The following is a 19,310-nucleotide window of genomic DNA, read 5'->3' on the forward strand; positions in this document are numbered from 1 at the left end:
TTGAAGTCCTGATATCTGACTACAGTTGATCCATTTAATCTGAATAGGTGAAGAGAAAACATACTGTAAAGTACCAATGAGAGGAGGATCGTGTCGTTTTTTCTTTTTTATCCAAACTTTGAAGCAGCAAGAAAGGAATTACAAAAATGGGAAAGGTAATCGGTATCGTAAATAAGAAAGGCGGAGTGGGTAAAACCACTACCGCCACCACTCTTTCGTACTTGCTAACGAAAAGGGGGTACAAGGTTGCATTAATTGATTTTGACGGCCAGAGGCACAGTACACTTCTTTCCGGAGTGCTGTGCCCGGAGCAGTTACCATTTACTATCTATGATCTTCTGAAAAGGCTGGTAATGGATGAGCCATTGCCGGAGGCAGGCGAGTATGTCATTCAGACAGAAAACGGTGTTCACCTAATACCTGCCAATGAGAAACTCGATAACTTTGAAAAGCTGATGAGTGATGCTACGTTCTGTGAGTACAAACTAAAAGAGTTCGTGGATACCATTCGAGACAGCTATGACTATATTATCATTGATTGTATGCCAAAGATGGGAATTCCAATGATTAATGTTATGATCTGTGCGGACAGTCTTATTATTCCGCTGCAATCTGAGACGCTGGCGGCAGAGGGAATGAGCGCGTTTCTACGGGCTTACCATAAGATACAGAGCCGATGCAATAAGAACTTGAAAATAGAAGGAATCCTTTTTACGATGGACAATCAGAGGACCAGGGTCTCCAAGCGAGTGAAAAGTCAGGTGGAGAACTCGTTGGGAGAAAAGGTACATATTTTTTCTAATACCATACCGCGTTCTGTCAGGGTTGCAGATTCCGTGGATGCTGGAATGACAATCTGCGAACTGGAACCGGCGAACCCGGCAGCCGTGGCATATGAGAGATTTGCGCAGGAGGTGATCGACAGTGGCAACTAGAATTCCGAAAATTCCTACAAAGAGTTCGCTTTTGTCAATCAGTCTGGAAAGTGCAGATAATGTTTTGGATTTCCCGATAAAGGGGGAACCAGAGAAACCAGGAGTGTCGGAAGTATTAACGGAAAGGAACCAATTTTCTGCTGCTTCAAAAGAACAACTAGAGATGGAGTTTGATCAGATGAAGCCATTTTCCGATCACCGATTTAAACTCTATACAGGAAAACGCCTGGAAGATATGGTGGACAGCATAAGAAATTATGGTATTTTGCAGCCGTTGATTTTGTGGCATAGGAGGGAGGAATATATTCTCCTCAGCGGTTATAACAGGCGGAATGCGGGAATCCTGGCAGGTTTAAAGAAAGCACCTGTGGTGATAAAGGAGAACCTGTCGCATGAAGAGGCTGTTTTGATTATGGCGGAGACGAATTTAAGACAGCGTTCTTTCTCTGATTTAAGCGAGTCTGAGCGCGCGTTTTGTTTGAAGCAGCATTATGATGCTTTAAAAAGTCAGGGGAAACGTACAGACCTGTTAAATGAATTAGATGAGTTACTAAATTCTGATGATAACGCAGGTGCTTCAACCGTGTCAGAATCTGTGACGAGGTCGCAGAATGGTGAAACGCCAGAGAACGAAGCATCAACTGTGTCAAAAACTGTGACGAGGTTTCGGACCGATGAAAAGCTGGGAGAAAAGTATGGATTAAACCGGGATAAGGTTGCCAAATATGTCCGGATCGCTGGATTGATTCCACCTTTATTAGAACGGTTTGACCAGGGAGAGATCACGTTTCTCGCGGCCTATGATCTTTCTTTTATCGAAAACACAGCGTATCAGGAAATACTGGAAGAATACTTACAAGGTGGATATCGTCTGGATACAACAAAAGCTGCACTGTTCCATTCTTATGCGAAAGAAGGCAATCTCACGGAGAAAACGATAGCAGAGATTTTGTCAGGGCAGAAAAGTGAAATATTAGAAATAGCAAAGCATAAAACTTTTCGATTAAAGCCGACTGTTATTTCACGCTATTTTACACCCGTTCAAAGTAAGAAGGAGATTGAAGAGACCATTGAAAAGGCTTTGGAATTATATTTTTCCAAAGACGAGATGAAGGAGCAGACCGTTGTCAAGAGCAACTGATTTATGTGAACTTTATCAAAACGCTGTCAAAATGCTGACCCAGAACCCGCAGGAATGGATCGGACTTCTGGCAAGCGCAGCTAAATTTTATAAGCTGTCTTTCGATAAAAATGTGCTGGTGTATATGCAGAGACCGGAGGCCGGGCTGATTGCCACAATGAGGGACTGGAATATCAGAACCGGCCGCTATGTCAATAAACACTCAAAAGCGATTGCCGTGCTGGATATGAGCGATCCGAAAGCAAGATTAACGTATTATTTCGATTTTGCCGATACGCATGGAGACTTGGAGAGCCTTCAGAAGACGATGGAACTGATCTGGAAAGTAGAAAATCAGTATAAATCTGATCTGCTGATGCGTTTTCAAGAGAAATATGGAACTGCCGGAAAGAGTATTGAAGAAGCACTGGTTCAGATGGTTATGCAGCAAACAGAAAAAATATTGAACCTTTATATGGAAGGCTTTGCGGTGCGGGAACCGGAATCAATCTTATATGGAGCGCCACTGGAGGCTGTGAAAGATGAATTTGCCACATACGTTCAAAACAGCGCTGTCTATATCGTATTAAAGAAATGTGGTCTTTCCACGGATATCATAAGTGAAGATGCTTTTAACCATATCAGCCATTATGGAAGCCTGGAATTATTTATGCAGCTGGGTGCCTGTTCGACAGCAGCTGCGCGAACGGTTTTGAGGCAGATTTATCAGGAAATAGAGAATATCAAGGAAGAAAGGAGCCGCTTATATGAGCAGAGAAGCCTTAATGCCTCTGGAATACACCGAGAGGGAAGATGGAATGCTGTATCCGAACCTGAACATTTCAAAGGAGAAACAGTACGACCAGATACCGACCGGAAAATACGGGAAAATCTGGAAGGAGTTCATGATGGAATGCCATCCGGAACGGATGACCGAGTTAATCCTGAGGGGAGAAATCAACCGGATGATAACGAAAGTAGACGAGGAAGCGGAGGAGCGGAAAGAACAGCTGATACAGAAATTATTGGAGAATCAGCCGATGCCGGTGAATGGAACCATGATGAACCGGGCGGCACACATGAATCTTTTAATGATGACAGCGGAAGAAGTGATTATTCGGGAAGTAGTCTGCCAGATGAGATAAACAGAATAGAAGACAGAGAAACAGCACGGTCTGATGGAGAGAAAGGTTCATCGGGGCGTGCTTTTTTTGTACCACGAAGATACAACGATGGAGAGAACCGGCAGTATTATAGGGAGATTTTGACGGATACGATTTTGTATCCAGTAGCAGATCTTGCAGAGCGAAGTGTAAGAGATAGAAGAGATTTTGAGAAAGATAGCGATTCCCAGATTAGCCTTTTCAAATTCGGATTAGTTGATGAGAATACCGATGACGTGGGCGGTATTCTGGGGGAACTTCCTGAAGAAACGAGAATAGTGATTCCAGATAAAACCGCGATAGAAATACCAGTCATCAAAGAACCACCAGCATCTAAGGGAAAAGATGAAAAATCAAGTAGAGAAGAATCAGTTACAGAAAAACAAGTCACTGAGGAACAGACTACAGAAGAATCAAATAAAGATAAATCGACAATAGAAAAAACAGACGAAGAAGAATCAACCAAAGAAGAATCGACCAAAGAGGAATCAACCAAAGAAGAATCAGTCACAGAAGAACCGCCTGCAGTCAGATATAACTACGTCTATTCCGAAAATCACCATTTATACGATGGCGGTCCGAAAGAAAAATGCCGAAACAATATCGAGGCGATTCGCCTGTTAAAAACACTAAAACAGGAAGGCCGCCATGCAACGCCGGAAGAGCAGCTTACCCTTGCTAAATACGTAGGCTGGGGAGGGCTTGCCAACGCACTGACACCAGAAAAACGCGGCTGGGAAAAGGAATACGATACCCTGCAGAACCTTCTCGATGAGGACGAAATGCGGAGTGCTGCAGAATCTTCTCTGACAGCTTATTATACCGAACAGCAGATTATTAAACATATTTATGCAGCTTTAGAACGGTTTGGATTCCAAAAAGGAAATATTTTAGATCCCGCTATGGGAACCGGAAATTTCTACTCGGTTCTTCCAGACAGCATGAAAAAATCGGCTCTTTATGGGGTAGAGATTGACCGGCTGTCGGGAAGCATTGCAAAGGAATTATATCCCAACGCCTATATCGAGATAAAGGGATATGAGGATATAGAATTTTCTAATAACTTCTTTGATGTGGCGGTGGGGAATATTCCATTTAACTCTATTAAGATCAGTGACCGCCGGTATGACCGATATGGATTCCGAATCCATGACTATTTTATCGGTGCGACTCGTTCCTAAGTGAAAAGCTTAGGTGTAAATTGGAAAGCGAGGTGAAACAGTATATTTGCAAACTAACAATTCGATTGGTGGAATGATGGGGTAACGCCCAGAAACGCCAACCTTGATACTCCGACTGGCTCTGCTCAAAAGGCAGATGTTCAGAAGCTCGGTGAAGTCGGCAGAGAGTTACCGTCTTACAGTTGTGAAAACAACTGTAACGAAAGCTATCCAGAGGTGGATGGTGTAGCCTATATGCCGGAGGTCTACAAAATATCTATGGTGAGAATGACTGTAAAAAGTCTGACGAATCCTCGAATGTAAGGGTCTATAAGTAGGCTGTATAGAAATGTGCAGTTATCCAGAGGGATAGTATGTGGGGTAAAGTAAAAATCGAAGATATGAAATACCCTATGCCGTTACAGGCGGGATCAAGCATACAGGTTCAGAGAGGACACCTACGGGTATATGTATAGATAGAATTGTTGGAACGAGGAAAGCAGAAAAGCTAACCAAAGGTTAGTTAACGCAGGAAATCATAACTGCGTGAGTTTTCTGTGAGAGCGATGGCACGACCGTTGATGTTCCTGTAATGGGAACGGAGGAACAGCCATTAGCCGTCTATGATTTTCAAATAATAACAAAGTAAACATTCACAGCTTCGAGTATGACAAAGAAAATCAAATCCGAAAGGAGGAGATGCCTGTGACAACTACGAAGCAGAAAAAGAACTCAAAAATACGCCATTTGGAGTATTATGACTTGCAAAATACGCTTGACACATTGTACGCAGATAGCGGGCGTGGGAAGATTTTCAATAATCTCATGCCACTCATTGAGAGCGAAGAAAACATTCGCCTTGCTTATCGAAACATAAAACGCAATTCTGGAAGCAATACAAGCGGAATAGACAGGCTAACGATTAAGGATATTGAAAAGATTCCCGAAACAAAGTTTGTTGAAATTGTGAGAAAGAAACTCCAATGGTATAAACCCAAAGCAGTAAGAAGAGTTGAAATTCCAAAACCGAACGGAAAGTTAAGACCGCTCGGTATCCCTGCGATATGGGATAGGATAGTCCAACAATGTATTTTGCAAATCCTTGAACCTATCTGTGAAGCTAAATTCAGCGACAGAAGCAATGGGTTTCGACCGAACAGGTCAGCAGAGCACGCTATTGCACAAGCATATGCGTTTATGCAAAAATCCCATCTGCACTTTGTTGTGGACATTGATATTAAAGGATTCTTCGATAATGTCAACCACAGCAAGCTGATAAAGCAGATGTGGAACATAGGAATACAGGACAAAAAGTTGCTATGTGTGATTAAGGAGATGCTAAAAGCTCCGATTGTTTTGCCAAACGGCGACACAATTTACCCCCAGAAAGGAACGCCGCAAGGCGGAATCCTATCGCCTCTACTGTCCAACATTGTTCTTAATGAACTGGACTGGTGGATAATAAGCCAGTGGGAGAAACAACCTGCCCATAATGTTCGTGACCATATCACGAAAACAGGAGCAATCCACAGAGGGCGAGCTTATGACGCATTTCGTAAATCGGGATTAAAAGAGATGCACATGGTAAGATACGCTGACGATTTTAAGATATTTTGCGCTACCCGAAAAGATGCCGACAGAGCATATCATGCAACGAAGGCGTGGCTTCAGGAGCGATTGAAGCTGGAAATCAGCGAAGAAAAGTCTAAAATCGTCAATCTGAAAAAAGGCTATTCGGAATTTCTTGGGTTTAAGCTCACTCTTATGAAAAAAGGGGCGTCCTATGTTGTCAAATCGCATATATGCGACAAAGCAAAGCGCCGAGAAACGGACAAACTGAAAGGTCAAATCAAAAAGATAGCACATCCCAAAAACGATGAGGAACGAGCTACTCTTATCAACGAATACAATTCTATGATTATGGGTATGCATAACTATTTTCAGATTGCAACCTGTGTGAGTTCGGATTTCGCAGATATGGGGCGAGAAGTTGATGTTGTGAAACTAAGCCAATTAAAGCGAAAGGCACTTTCCGCAAAAGGAGATTACAAAGGATTTTCGTTCATTGAAAAGAAATACGGAAAAAGCAAACAAATCAGATTCTATAGTGGCAAACCTTTGATACCCGTTGCTTATGTTAAGCACAAAAATCCAATGTGGAAGAAAAAATCGGTAGGCAAATACACGTCAGAGGGCAGACGAGAAATTCATAAAAATCTTGGCATAGATACCAGAACAATGCTTCTCCTTATGAGAACAAAGGAAGTAGGTCGAAGTGTTGAGTATATGGATAACCGAATTTCTCTCTATGTGGCACAGTACGGAAAATGTGCAATTACAGGGAAAATACTGGAATTACACGAAATTCATTGTCACCACAAAAAGCCTGTCAGTCAAGGTGGAGACGACAGATACGAAAACTTGATTATTTTACACAAGGATATACACCGATTGCTACACGCAACAAAAGAAGAAACAATCAAGGCTTACCTCTCACAACTACAGCTCACCTACGAACAAAAGGCAAAGCTGAACAAGCTACGCCAACTGGCAAATATGCAAGCCATCTAATATTAAAATGAGTTTCTTTACTGCTCGAAAATTGTAAGTTTACTTTAGTTAATACCGAATCATAAACGGTGGAACGCCGTGTGCGGTGAAAGTCGCACGCACGGTGTGGAGCGGGGGAAAATCCGAAGATAACTTCAAAGGATTACCTATCGCTATCAAAGACACTGGATTTAGTCCGTCCTGGTGGAATCATTGCATTTATTACATCGAAGTTTACCCTGGACAAGAAAAATTCTTCGATCCGAAGCTACATCGCGCAGCGTGCAGAGTTGATTGGAGCGATCCGTCTGCCGAAAAATGCATTTTATCAAGTTGCAGGAACGACAGCGACGACGGATATTTTGTTTTTACAGAAACGGGAACAGGAGATTGTTCCGGATAAAAGGGAGATTAACTGGCTTTCTATCGAGGAAGATGAAAATGGTGTTCCTGTCAATTCTTATTTCATCGATCATCCGGAAATGATACTGGGAACAATGGCATTTGACGCGAGTATGTATGCGAATGAGGCTACTACAAGCTGCCTTCCTTTTGAAGATCAGCCTCTGGAAGAGCTGCTTAACAATGCAGTGGGGAAGCTGCAGGCAGTTTATCGGGAGCCCGATACAGAGCTTGCAGTGGATGGTGATTCGGAAGTGAAAGACTGGCTTCCGGCAAGACCTGAGGTGAAGAATGGCTGCTATGCCCTGATCGAAGACAAGCTGTACTATCGGGAAGATTCCAGAATGTATTTGCAGGCCATCGGTGGAATGAAGGAAGAACGGATAAAAGGGCTTCTGGAGATAAAGGACGCACTATGGAACTTAATTAATTTCCAATCCAGGACAGAAGAGGAACGGATTGATGACGGATACCCTGCGGACTTTGACATCGGTTTGAAACGATATTTAAATGAACTGAATCTGGTATATGACCGGTTTACTGCCAGATATGGGTATGTGAACTCATTTGCCAATATAACTGCTTTTGCAAAGGATAGTGACAGTCCACTGCTTCGTTCCATTGAGGACCCCAAAAAGGACGAAGACAGAAAAAAGATCAAAGGAGAGTATCAAAAGGCTATTGTATTCTATCAGGCAACAGTGAGACCGAAAATGGTTCCGAAACGGGCAGATAGTGCGGAAGAAGCGCTTCAGTTATCCATTAACATGAAAGGCCGTATTGATTTGGATTATATACAGTATCTATACCACACGCCTGATCATGAAAATTTCAGCAAGGATGAGATCATTGCAGAATTGGGGACGAGAATTTATCAGGATCCGGCTGCCTATGATGGGAAACCCTATAAAGGCTGGGTCATAGCGGAAGAGTATTTGAGCGGTTACGTAAAAGATAAGCTGAAGGAAGCTGTTTTCTACGCAAAAGAAGAACCGGAGCGATTTAACCGCAATGTGGAAGCACTGCAACAGGTTCAGCCGCAGCCGCTGACACCGGAGGATATCAGTTTTACATTGGGAGCCACCTGGATACCGACCGAGTACTATGAAGCATTTATGTACGAAAAGTTTGAGACGCCGAGTTATCTGCAGGGCGGAAGTTCTGGCATCGGAATTGAATTTGCTCCCTATACCGGAGAGTATCACATCACCCGAAAAAGTGCGGAACCGAATTCCGTATGCGTCAACGCAACTTATGGAACCGCAAGGAAAAATGCTTATGAAATCCTGGAGATATCCTTAAATCTGAGGACCGTGGAGGTGAAAGACCGGGTAGAATATGTGGACTCTTACACCGGGGAAGATAAAGTGAAATACGTGTTAAACCGCGCAGAGACCCTTCTGGCAAGGGAAAAGCAGGCACAGATGAAGCAGGAATTTGAAAGCTGGCTGTTTGAGGAACCGGAACGGGGAGATGCGCTTACGAAGCTCTATAACGATCGGTTCAATAATATCCGGCCCAGAGAATTTAATGGAGACGGCTTAATGTTTCCTGATTTAAACAGCGCCATCCACTTGAGAAAAAATCAGAGAGACTTAATTGCCCGTGGGATTTATGGAAATACGAATGTTCTGGGAGCCCATGAAGTAGGAGCAGGCAAAACGTTCAGCGCGGTTGTGATTGCGCATGAACGAAAACGTCTGGGAGTCTGCCATAAGCCGCTGATTGCCGTACCCAATTACTTAGTCGGGCAGTGGGCCGCAGATTATATGAAACTCTATCCTCAGGATAACCTTTTGGTTGCTACGAAAAAGGATTTGGAGAGGAAGAACCGGAGACGCTTTGTCAGCCGGATTGCGACAGGAGATTACGATGCGATTATCATGGCTCACAGCAGCTTTGAATTAATCAATCTGTCGAAGGAAAAACAGCTTTCGGCGATTCAGGAAGAGTTGAATGAGATCAGCGATGCAATTGCAGACGAAAAAGGAAGGCTGGGGAAAAGCTGGACCTTAAAACAGCTCTGTGCATTTCAGAAAAATCTGCAATTCCGCTATGACTATTTATTTAATGAAGATAAAAAAGACAATACAATCAATTTTGAGCAGCTGGGCGTGGACTGCCTGATTATTGATGAAGCTCATACTTATAAAAACAACTACAGCTTTACTAAAATGCGGAATGTTGCCGGTGTAGGAGGAAAGAGCAGCCAGCGGGCCATGGATATGTATATGAAAAGTCAGTATATCAATGAGATTACTGGGGAGAAGGGACTGATCTATTTAACGGGTACGCCGGTTACAAATTCTATGAGTGAGTTGTATGTGATGCAGAAAGCGCTGCAGCCATCGGAATTAAGATCGAGAGGTATTTTTCTCTTTGATTCCTGGGCAAGCACGTTTGGTGTTGTGGAATCTTCCCTGGAGCTTCGACCGGAGGGTACCGGGTACCAGATGAAGAGCCGGTTTGCCCATTTTCACAATCTTCCAGAACTGATGTCTATGTTTACTCTGGTTGCCGATATCAAAACAACGGATATGCTTCCGGAGATACCGGTTCCAAAGCTGAGGACCGGAGCATTTCAGGCAGTAAAGACCATGATTACACCGGAACAGAAAGAAAAAATGGCGGAACTCGTCATGCGGGCAGAGGATATCCGAAACGGGAGAGTGGACAGTACGGAAGACAACTTTTTGAAACTGACGAATGAGGCCCGGCTATTAGCCATTGATCCAAGGATCCTGGATTTTAGTATTTCTTACAACCCGAATACCAAACTGAACGTATGTGCCCAAAATGTAGCGTCTATTTACCATGAAACTGCAGAAAAAAAGTCTACACAGCTGATCTTCTGCGATAAGGGGACACCGAAACCGGATGGCAGCTACAGCTTTTATCAGGCGCTAAAAGAGGAGATGACGGCTGCGGGTGTAAAGGATGAGGAGATTGCCTTTATTCATGATTATAATACGGATATACAGAGGGCAGAGCTGTTTGAAAAGGTGAAGACAGGGGAGATCCGGATCCTGATAGGAAGTACGGAAAAGATGGGAGCTGGCATGAACGTACAGGATAAATTGATTGCGCTGCATCATCTCGATGTGCCTTGGAGGCCGGCTGATTTGACACAGAGAAATGGCCGTATTCTTAGGCAGGGAAATGAAAATGAGGAGATTTCCATTTTTAACTATATTACGGAGCAGACGTTTGACGCTTATCTGTGGCAGATTTTAGAGCAGAAGCAGAAGTATATCAGCCAGATTATGACGGGACGCTCAGCGGCCAGAAGCTGTGAGGATATCGATGAAACGGTACTGCAATATGCAGAGTTTAAGACATTGGCTGCAGATCCCAGGATGAAACATAAAATGGAAGTAGATAATGAAATTTATCGCTTACAGACACTGAAAGCCTCCTGGAAAGCCAATCACCAGGAGCTTCAAAATGATGTGATTTTCAGTTATCCAAGCCGGATCGAGAAATGTCGGGATCAGATTGAAAAATACAGAGTCGATGTAGAACGCTACCACAAAAACAAGAGAGTGGATTTTTCTATGACTTTAGAACATAAGGCCCACAGAGGCAGGAGTGAAGCCAGTGATCATTTGGAACTCCTGTTTTGGAGACTGGGAAAAAGTGAGGGAGACACTTTGGTGATTGGAAGTTACGCGGGATTTACGATCTCTTTGACTCGTGGCATTAGCGGCATCATTAATGTTGAACTGACTGGAAAAGGCATATACGGTTTTACCGCAGGTCCATCTAGTTTGGGAAATATCACAAGGATTGAGAATACGATCGGAAGGTTGGATGAGCTAAAACTGGATATGGAAGTGAAGCTGGAAGATTTGGAGAAACAGTTAAAGGCTGCAAAGCTGGAGTTGTCCAAACCATTTAAAGATGAGGAAAAGTTAAGAGAATTATTAAAAGAACAGGTTCATCTGGCTCTGGAACTTGAATTTCAGATGGAAGAAGATAAGCGGCCCGAAGATACTCCTGTTGATGAAGTGCTAGAAAGTAAATCAGAGAGTTTTTATGAGGATTGTATGGAACAATGAGGAGGTTGACATGGTTACTAAACAGAAACCGATGCCATTTACAAAGGAAGAGGTCGAAAAAATTTACAATACGAATATCATTGATTTTGCAGTAGAAAATGGTTTGATTCTTGAAAAGGGTGATGCAAATACGGTCCACGTAAAGAACAGCGGTGGGTTGTATTTATTTAAGCATGGCCGTGGATTTCACTGGTTCACAACGGGGAAACATGGAAATATCGTTGAATTTGCCATGGAATACTTTGGACTGAGCAAGGTGGAAGCCATGGAGAGCGTCCTGGGAAGCCGCGCTTACGGTTCCACGTTTACGGTTGCGGAACCCGTTAAAGAGAAAACGAAGAAGATGGTTCTGCCGCCCCGTGATAGAAATAATAATCGGGCCGCATTATATCTGGTAAGCGATCGGAAACTGGATGAGGATATTGTCTATGCGTTGATGGATCAGGGCAGGATTTTTCAAGTGAGACAGGAGATCAATGGGAAGAAATATATTAACTGTGCATTCGTGGGCTACGATCAGGAGGATACGCCCCGTTATTGTTCTCTGAGGGAAATGAAACTCCATGGGGGATTCCGACAGGATGTTGAAAATTCTGATAAGACTTATGGTTTTCTTATGCCTGGCAGAAGCAAACGGGTATACGAGTTTGAAGCACCGATTGATGCCATTAGTCACGCTACATTGTGTAAGCGGTTTGGGATTGATTGGACGAAGGATTACCGTATCTCAGAGGGCTGCCTTTCGGATCGCGCATTGGAACGTTTTTTGAAAAACCACCCGGAGATTAAGGAGATTGTTTTCTGCTATGACAATGACAGCGAGGGCCATCTGCCGGATGGGACGCCGCATAATCATGGTCAGGTAAAAGCGGAAGAAATGAAAAAGAAATATGAGAAACTGGGTTACTGGACGGCGATTCAGACACCGCACTTGAAGGATTTTAACCAGGATCTGATGGAATACTACCATTTTCCAGAGCAGGAACAGGAGGAAAAGAAGGGGGAGGAAATGGAACGGTGATGGGAGGAACAGGGGAAACAAAGATAGGGAAAAAGCATATGGAGATATTGCTGGCCGATCTCTTGATTTCACTGCTAGAGGTTGATGAAGAAGAAAAGACAGAAATGGAGACTTTTTTAGAGAAGTATCCATTCACTGCTTTGCTTAGGGAATATCCTGTGCTGGGGCTGTCAGTAGAGACTGAGAGAAAATTGGAGGCAATTGCCATGTTGGAGTCATATGACGGAAGGGATGTATCATGGAGACAGTCCGAACCAGCCGGGAACATTTCATGGACGGATTCAGCCGGATCACCGGAATCAGTAAAAGGAAAATAGAGGAGTATTCCAAGCAGTTTGATTTATTGCATATCGTTGACCACCCGATTGCGGCGGGGGTGACGGAAGCGCAGTATAAAAAGATCGTTCAGCTAAGAGAATTTTTAAATGCATATCAATCGTTGAGGAAAATCGAGTGGGAGGAACGGATCATACTAAGTGGCAGTGAGCGTTCGAAAGAATATTTTATTTCGCAACTGGCATATTACAGGGAACGGGAAATGATCCTTTGTGCATATCTTGATTCCGGTTGTGGGGTGATATCCTGCGAAAAAGTTGCGGAAGGGACCGTGGACCGGTCACCTTTTTTTACCCGTGAACTCTTAAAAAGAGTGCTTCAGCTAGACGCAGTAGGAGTTGTTTTGGCTCATAACCACCCGGGGAATTCATTGAAGGCAAGCGAGCAGGATATTGCTATTACAAATCAATTGAGGGATGCGCTCGGTGCATTGGCAATAAAGGTATTTGATCATATTATTGTTGGAGCAGACAGGGCAGTCTCTTTGTACCAGGAGGGAATCATACCAGCAGATCACCAGTTTCAAGATGGGATAGCAATGGTAAATCTATACGAAAGTGAGGAAAACGGTTATGAGCGTTAGGAATAATGCTCGGAGAGGAGGAGTACAGGTAAGGGCGCCGACCATATTCTTTTCCGCTTTTGAAAGCAGCGCAGCGAATGATGGACCGCTTGCGGGACATCAAAAACTTAGGAACAAAATCTTTGATTTTGGCTTAAGGCAGGAATAGGCGGGTTCCACCCGCCGGTAAAACAGCTTGCAGGCAAAGCCTGCAACGGGGTTCCCGTATAAATTGCGGGTTATGGTTGGAACTTCAAGGATATCGAGACTTAATGACAAGAAAAGAGACAGCGAGCAATGAAAGAGGTGTCTTATCCTCGACGATATTACATTGTTTGGTGAAGTTGATAAAGTAGAGGTTGCGATTGAAAGAATCCGAGTATTAGCTGATCGGGCAATACTAAATGACCCGAGAGGTTTTGTGGTGTGTGACAGTGGAGGAAAAGATTCCAATGTGATTAAGCAGCTGGCATATCTGTCAGGTGTACCATTTGAAATTGTACATAACCATACGACAGTGGACTATCCGGAAACCGTATATTACGTGAGAAGGGAGAAAAAACGGTGGGAGAAGTTGGGAATTTCCTATACGGTCAGTTATCCCACTTATAAAGGAAAGCGGACCACCTTTTGGGAATTGATTCCGCTAAAAGGGCCGCCGCTGCGTCACCGGCGCTGGTGTTGTAATGTGCCGAAAGAATCGCAGAACTGCAACCGGTATATTATTACCGGAGTGCGATGGGAGGAAAGCGCCAGGAGAAAACAGAATCGGGCGGCCTATGAGATCCAGCGGACTACGAAGGATCGGATTAAGCTGCAAAATGATAACGATGCAAAACGGAAACTGATGGAAATCTGCCAGGTGAAAGGAAAAGTAATTGTGAATCCGATCATTGACTGGACGACAACGGAGGTGTGGGAATTTATTGACCGATACCAGATTGTTACCAATCCTTTGTATCAGGAAGGGCACAAGAGAATTGGCTGTGTGGGCTGTCCGATGGTAGATAATAAGTATGAACTGGAGAAGAATCCGGAATTTAAACGCATGTACCTCAATGCATTTCAGAAATGTGTGGAGAACAAACCGCCGAGCCGCCATGGCTGGAAAACGGGACAGGAACTCTACGATTGGTGGGTAAATGGAGGCCGGGGAATGGATTCGGATCAATTATGCCTGTTTGATCTTTTTCCGGAAGGAGATGATGAAGATTGAATCAGAAAACCCAAAAGCGTTCTGTGAATTTTCCCTCGGAAACATTAAAAACACTGGACAAGCTGGCTGCCAGGGAACATACGACGACTTCCGAATTAATCCGGAACTTTGTGGAAGAAGGACTGAAGGTAAATGGTTATGAAGAACAGGTAGACTTCATTGCCAGAATAATCCGGCAGGAGATCACAGCGGTCTATCATGTGGAGGATATCAAAGCCATCAGTGATCACAGTACAGATCGTCTGGCAAAAATGTTAATGAAGACAGGGAAAATCAATGCGGCCATGTTTTTCCTGCTGGTAAAGGTATTGATTCATCTTGCAGACCGGAGGAGTCTGGAGGAAATGGAACATATGGTATCAGAAGCTGTTGTTCTGGGAGTCGATTATATGCAGAAGAAAGACTTCCAGATCAACAGCTTTTTGTATGATACCGATTTTCTGATGCATTTGGCAGATAAATTATAACCAGAAAAAACGAATTCCAGGAGGGATCTATATGAATTACGAAGAATTTAAGAGTTATGTATTGGGTCATATCAAGGACTATTTGGGTGAAATGGACCCAGAGATCGACATGAAGATTGAGCAAACCGAAAATAAATTATTTGAGGAAGTGGACGCTCTGGTTCTTAGTAAACCGGATAGAGAATACTCGACCAATATCTTTTTGGATAAGGCATATGTGGCTTACATGGGTACGGGAGATATGGAACCCATTATGAAAGACATCGCGGCGACGGTGCGAAAATCGGAAAAGCAATTGAACAAAATGGAAGCAATCAACTTGAATTCTTTTGAAGGGATCAAGGAGCGGCTTTCTGTTCAGATTCTTAATGCAGAAAGGAATCAGAGCCAGCTTCAAGTAATCACACATAGAAAAATTCCGGAAACAGATCTTGCAGTTGTTTACCGGATTGAGGTTGCAAGTAACAGGGACGGATTTGAAAGCGTAAAGGTAACAAACAAAATGCTGGATATTTGGGGGATTCGTGAGGAACAGTTGTATCAGGCTGCGTTGGAACAAAATATGAAGAAATATCCGTTTATCATAGCAGATGCTGGTCAATTTCTTTTTAGGGCAGAACCTGTACCTGAGCAATATCCGGAAGAAATGAAGGAAAAACGTTTTTATTATCTCACCAATAGCAATATCGTGAATGGTGCTGCAACAATTCTCTATCCGGATATCTTAAAAACAATTGGAGATAAATTTCAGGGAAATTACTTCATTTTACCCAGTAGTATTCACGAAGTGTTATTGATGAAAGACGATGGAGAAATAAATGTGGAGGAACTACAGTCCACGGTAAGGTCAGTGAATGATGAGTCCGTGCCGGAAGGAGATATTCTTTCCGATCAGGTCTATGCGTATGACAGAGAAAATGAGCGTTTTTACCAGGTCAGCGAAAGAGAGGAAACATGGGATCATATGGATCAAGGATTTTCTGGTATGGAAGAGAGAAACATGAGCGAGGATGTATATGCGTCTTATGCTGATGAAGTTATCGCCAATGAGGAGCATGAAAGATAGGAGTAAGATGGAATTTGAAGCGGTAATGTTGTAAAAGAAGGAGAAGAATTATTTCCATACTAATTTACAAACAACGCCACCGGAGCCCGAACCGAAAAGATACGCCAGAAGCAAATTACGCTCATATCCGCTACATTGCAACCAGGCCCAGAGTACTGAAGAATGAAGGTATGTGTCACGGATTGTTTGGGAAGATGCAGCCGGGGCCCATCCAGGAATTTAAAGACTGGAAAGAGATTGCAAGGCTGGTCTATGCCAATTCAAAAAAGAATATCACCATGTACCGCAGTGTGGTGTCTTTTTCGGAGGAGACGGCCAAAGAACTTCTTCTATACGATCAGAAAAGCTGGCAGCGCTATATTGAAAATCATATCCTGACGATTGCAGAAAAAAACAGGATGAAAAGGGAGCACCTTCAATGGGCCTGCGCCGTTCATGGAGAAAAAACGCATCCTCATATTCATGTGGTATTCTGGGACACTTCGATTCGGGCGAAGAATCCATATGTGCCGCCGGCGATTCCGGCGGCGATACGCAGGCAGATGATAAAAGACACATTTGCCGATAAAATCCGCTTATATGGACAGAAAAAAGATGAGAACCTGCGCGCCATGAGACAGATTACCGATGAGATGGTAGACGAATTTGAACGGTATTTGCGCAGATTAAAGCCTGGCAGATATCAAAAGATCAGCAAAGCGCTGGAAAAGGAATTGGACTGTGAATTGGCGTTTTCAGAAAAAGCAGTAAATGATCTTGGAAGCCGTTTGCTGAAGCTGCGGCGAGCCATGCCGGAAAATGGAAGGATTGCCTATCAATTGCTTTCACCAGAGGCGAAAATGCAGGTAGATGCGGTAGTAGAAGATATGATCCGCCATTGTCAACCGGTGAGAGATGCGGTGGAAGCCTACTGTGAAGCAAAGAAAGGCCAGGCTGCTTTCTATTCTACAGATACAACATACTTGGCTCAAAAAGCAGAAGGATATGAGAAAGAAGCCAGGAAGGTACTGGCAAACCGAGTTTTAAGCGGCGTGCGCATGGTGATCCGGCTGGAGGGTGAAATGCGGACAATGCAGTACATCCAGGACCGGAAAGCGATTTATGCAGAACAGATTGTATTAGAGAGTCTGGAGATACTTGCAGGGGTGACGGATTCCAAAGAAGAGTTTGCAGAAGGGCGAAGGTCGGGAACACTCCAGCTTTCCAAAGAAGGTCAAAAAGAGTGGTATTTGAAGAATCAGGATAAAGGATTTGAGCATTAAAAGTAAGGAGGTTTTTCGATGAAGTCGAAGGTCGAATCCACAAACCGGAGCGGCCTTTTGCGATCAATCAATTGTTTGGGGCCTGGGGGCTGGGACAGATGCTGGAGCGTTAAAGCGGATTTTTCTCATCCCGATTCATCAAAGCTGCCAGCTGGATTAACGCTTTGGTCTGTTCCGGATCTAAGCGTCGAACTGCCAGAAGCAGTTCCTGCTCCATTTCAGTGGGGTAGAGAACGGATTGTTCTTCGTTAAAGAATTCCGCAAGGTTTGTTCCGAGGGCAGTCAGCAGCTTTTCTAATGTTAAGACAGATGGCTGAGAGTTGCCTTTTTCAATGGAACGAATGTGATTTTCCGATACATCGGTCATACGGGCCAGTTTGTAAACACTGAGATTTTTGGAGGTACGAAGTTGCTTTAAATGATCGTTTAATTTCATGTTATGATCCTCACTTTCCACACTATTATTATGTGGGATGAGAGAATAAAATATAAGATATCTACACATGTGGTAGATACAACTTTATAATTATGGTAAAATCGAATCAAAACAGGAGGTATAAAAGTATGCAGCAGCCACAGGGAGCATCTATTTGGGGCAATATCAATACATGTGTCGAGATTGCCTTGAATGTGTATTACATCTATGCAGAGCATGGGGAAGGAATTGTAATTGGAAAAGAGAAGGCAGAACAGACGATATCGGCTAAGGCTGTCGAAGCTGGAAATGAGGATGGAGAATATCTTTACTATGGGAAAGATAATACCATGGATATTCCTCTTTATGAAATACTGCAAAAGAGATTGGAATTCAGCCGCCGCTTAGAAGCGCAGCTTGTGGAACAGATGGAAGAAATCAAACATCACGGACGGATCAGCCTACCTGAATACTTTGGAGAATGTCCACCGCCATCAGAAGGAGAAAGTGCCTGTAAGGTTCGTAATGGGATATACTTTGTAAATCGGGAGGGTCAGACAGAAAATGATTCCATAGAATTTGCAGTTGAAAAAACAGTTGCAGAGAATTTCCTCTCTCCTATGGCATATGAGTATGGAGAAGAACGAAACGGTTATCTGTATTATTCCGCTGATTCATGCGCCATTCCTCTTTATGAGTTAAAGGGAATCTTCCATGAATGCCAGGACTGTATTGCGTCGGAGATTGATTTAATATCCACGTTATGTACATGCTATCCTGCGTATCGACACGCCTTTAATAAAATCGTGCCGGAAGCCGAGCAGATACCAGACAGCAATGGTATGCCTGGAGATTTTTTGAACAGGCATGAGGAAGAGAAGGCGATTCGGGATACAGAACCCATGGAACAGTTAGATGATGATTATGGGGAGAATATAGATTATGGATATGAGCCATAAAAGACGATTCTATGCCGGTATGGTGGGAGGCGTAGTTGTTCTTAGCTGGTTGGTTATAACGTCTTGTTCTGGAAAAATGGCAAACACAGATGTTTCGCGGGAAGCTGATAATAGCTGCTATCTATGTGGAAATGGAGGGCTGATGGGATATTACGGTGAGTTTGATTCTATAGGATTCATGAACGTGAATACGGGCCAGATTGTGGATATTCCTATTCTGAGCGATGCTGATGGTGGAAAATCAGAAAAAGAAGTAAACGGTTCCAGTTATCATTTAATAACGGTAGGAGATGGTGGGAGTGCGGTTGCTGTTTCGACGGATCAAAGAAGGCGATTTGGAAAAGGGAGCGTTATGCCAGGGGAAAATAGTAATCTGGAAGAAGAGAAGGCAGGTAAACTGTTTTGCAAGAATTGTCTTAGCCAGTTGCTTGATATCTATAACGATCGCATTGCAGAAGAAATCCCAGATACAACAATGGTAGATTTCGTGGAGCGAAAGTTTTACGCGATTGATAAACGGTACAGCGACTATTTGATCCGGGATTACTACCTGCATTTTGACTTTTTAAAAGACCGGACGGAACTTCTTGTTTTTTATGCACCGGAGAGGAGGTAGCG

15 protein-coding genes are annotated in these 19,310 nt (G+C 43.5%); 14 read left to right on the forward strand and 1 reads right to left on the reverse strand.

Going from position 1 to position 19,310, the window contains the following annotated elements; genetic code table 11:
* Positions 1-146: 146 nt before the first annotated feature.
* The 12 genes from M1L66_RS06140 to mobP3 all read left to right on the forward strand — a co-directional run bounded on the left by M1L66_RS06140 (position 147) and on the right by mobP3 (position 17,318).
* Positions 147-935, forward strand: a complete 789-nt coding sequence (locus tag M1L66_RS06140; RefSeq protein WP_006771481.1) for a ParA family protein — start codon at positions 147-149, stop codon at positions 933-935.
* The gene (locus M1L66_RS06145) at positions 925-2,076 is read left to right on the forward strand and encodes a ParB N-terminal domain-containing protein (RefSeq protein ID WP_006771480.1); all 1,152 of its coding nucleotides are present in this window, start codon (positions 925-927) and stop codon (positions 2,074-2,076) included. Before M1L66_RS06140 ends, M1L66_RS06145 begins: the two co-directional genes overlap by 11 nt.
* A 157-nt stretch (positions 2,077-2,233) precedes the next feature.
* The gene (locus M1L66_RS06150) at positions 2,234-4,399 is read left to right on the forward strand and encodes a hypothetical protein (RefSeq protein WP_243008248.1); all 2,166 of its coding nucleotides are present in this window, start codon (positions 2,234-2,236) and stop codon (positions 4,397-4,399) included.
* Positions 4,400-5,077: 678 nt separating this feature from the next.
* Positions 5,078-6,949 carry a group II intron reverse transcriptase/maturase gene (ltrA, locus tag M1L66_RS06155; RefSeq protein WP_117502192.1) on the forward strand — a complete coding sequence of 624 codons (1,872 nt, stop codon included), beginning with the start codon at positions 5,078-5,080 and terminating at the stop codon, positions 6,947-6,949.
* A gap of 269 nt (positions 6,950-7,218) precedes the next feature.
* Positions 7,219-11,388, forward strand: coding sequence for a helicase-related protein (locus M1L66_RS06160; protein WP_006771477.1), 4,170 nt, complete (start codon positions 7,219-7,221; stop codon positions 11,386-11,388).
* 10 nt (positions 11,389-11,398) lie between these two features.
* The gene (locus M1L66_RS06165; RefSeq protein WP_029467356.1) at positions 11,399-12,409 is read left to right on the forward strand and encodes a DUF3991 domain-containing protein; all 1,011 of its coding nucleotides are present in this window, start codon (positions 11,399-11,401) and stop codon (positions 12,407-12,409) included.
* Entirely contained in the window at positions 12,406-12,726 is a 321-nt protein-coding gene (locus M1L66_RS06170; protein ID WP_147335879.1) for a hypothetical protein, read from the forward strand. Before M1L66_RS06165 ends, M1L66_RS06170 begins: the two co-directional genes overlap by 4 nt.
* A complete protein-coding gene (locus tag M1L66_RS06175; RefSeq protein ID WP_006771474.1) occupies positions 12,681-13,328 on the forward strand; it encodes a JAB domain-containing protein in 648 nt (215 codons plus the stop codon). The genes M1L66_RS06170 and M1L66_RS06175 overlap by 46 nt, the downstream gene beginning before the upstream one ends.
* Positions 13,329-13,731: 403 nt before the next feature.
* A complete protein-coding gene (locus M1L66_RS06180) occupies positions 13,732-14,523 on the forward strand; it encodes a phosphoadenosine phosphosulfate reductase family protein (protein ID WP_167594004.1) in 792 nt (263 codons plus the stop codon).
* On the forward strand, positions 14,520-14,990 hold the full coding sequence (locus M1L66_RS06185; protein ID WP_006771471.1) for a ribbon-helix-helix protein, CopG family: 471 nt from the start codon (positions 14,520-14,522) through the stop codon (positions 14,988-14,990). Before M1L66_RS06180 ends, M1L66_RS06185 begins: the two co-directional genes overlap by 4 nt.
* Before the next feature lie 31 nt (positions 14,991-15,021).
* Positions 15,022-16,056, forward strand: coding sequence for a DUF5688 family protein (locus M1L66_RS06190; RefSeq protein ID WP_006771470.1), 1,035 nt, complete (start codon positions 15,022-15,024; stop codon positions 16,054-16,056).
* A gap of 62 nt (positions 16,057-16,118) precedes the next feature.
* The gene (gene mobP3 / locus M1L66_RS06195) at positions 16,119-17,318 is read left to right on the forward strand and encodes a MobP3 family relaxase (RefSeq protein ID WP_278321480.1); all 1,200 of its coding nucleotides are present in this window, start codon (positions 16,119-16,121) and stop codon (positions 17,316-17,318) included.
* Between the two features lie 109 nt (positions 17,319-17,427).
* Here the strand turns inward: mobP3 and M1L66_RS06200 are convergent, their stop codons facing one another.
* Positions 17,428-17,754, reverse strand: a complete 327-nt coding sequence (locus tag M1L66_RS06200) for a helix-turn-helix domain-containing protein (protein ID WP_025531005.1) — start codon at positions 17,752-17,754, stop codon at positions 17,428-17,430.
* Between the two features lie 128 nt (positions 17,755-17,882).
* Between M1L66_RS06200 and M1L66_RS06205 the strand changes: the two genes are divergently transcribed.
* Together M1L66_RS06205 and M1L66_RS06210 are read left to right on the forward strand one after the other, a co-directional pair.
* Positions 17,883-18,692, forward strand: coding sequence for a hypothetical protein (locus tag M1L66_RS06205; protein WP_025531006.1), 810 nt, complete (start codon positions 17,883-17,885; stop codon positions 18,690-18,692).
* Positions 18,676-19,308, forward strand: a complete 633-nt coding sequence (locus M1L66_RS06210; RefSeq protein WP_006771466.1) for a hypothetical protein — start codon at positions 18,676-18,678, stop codon at positions 19,306-19,308. The genes M1L66_RS06205 and M1L66_RS06210 overlap by 17 nt, the downstream gene beginning before the upstream one ends.
* The last annotated feature ends 2 nt before the right edge of the window (positions 19,309-19,310 follow it).

Origin of the sequence: Hungatella sp. SB206, assembly GCF_051132295.1 — a bacterium.
Lineage (GTDB): Bacteria > Bacillota > Clostridia > Lachnospirales > Lachnospiraceae > Hungatella > Hungatella effluvii.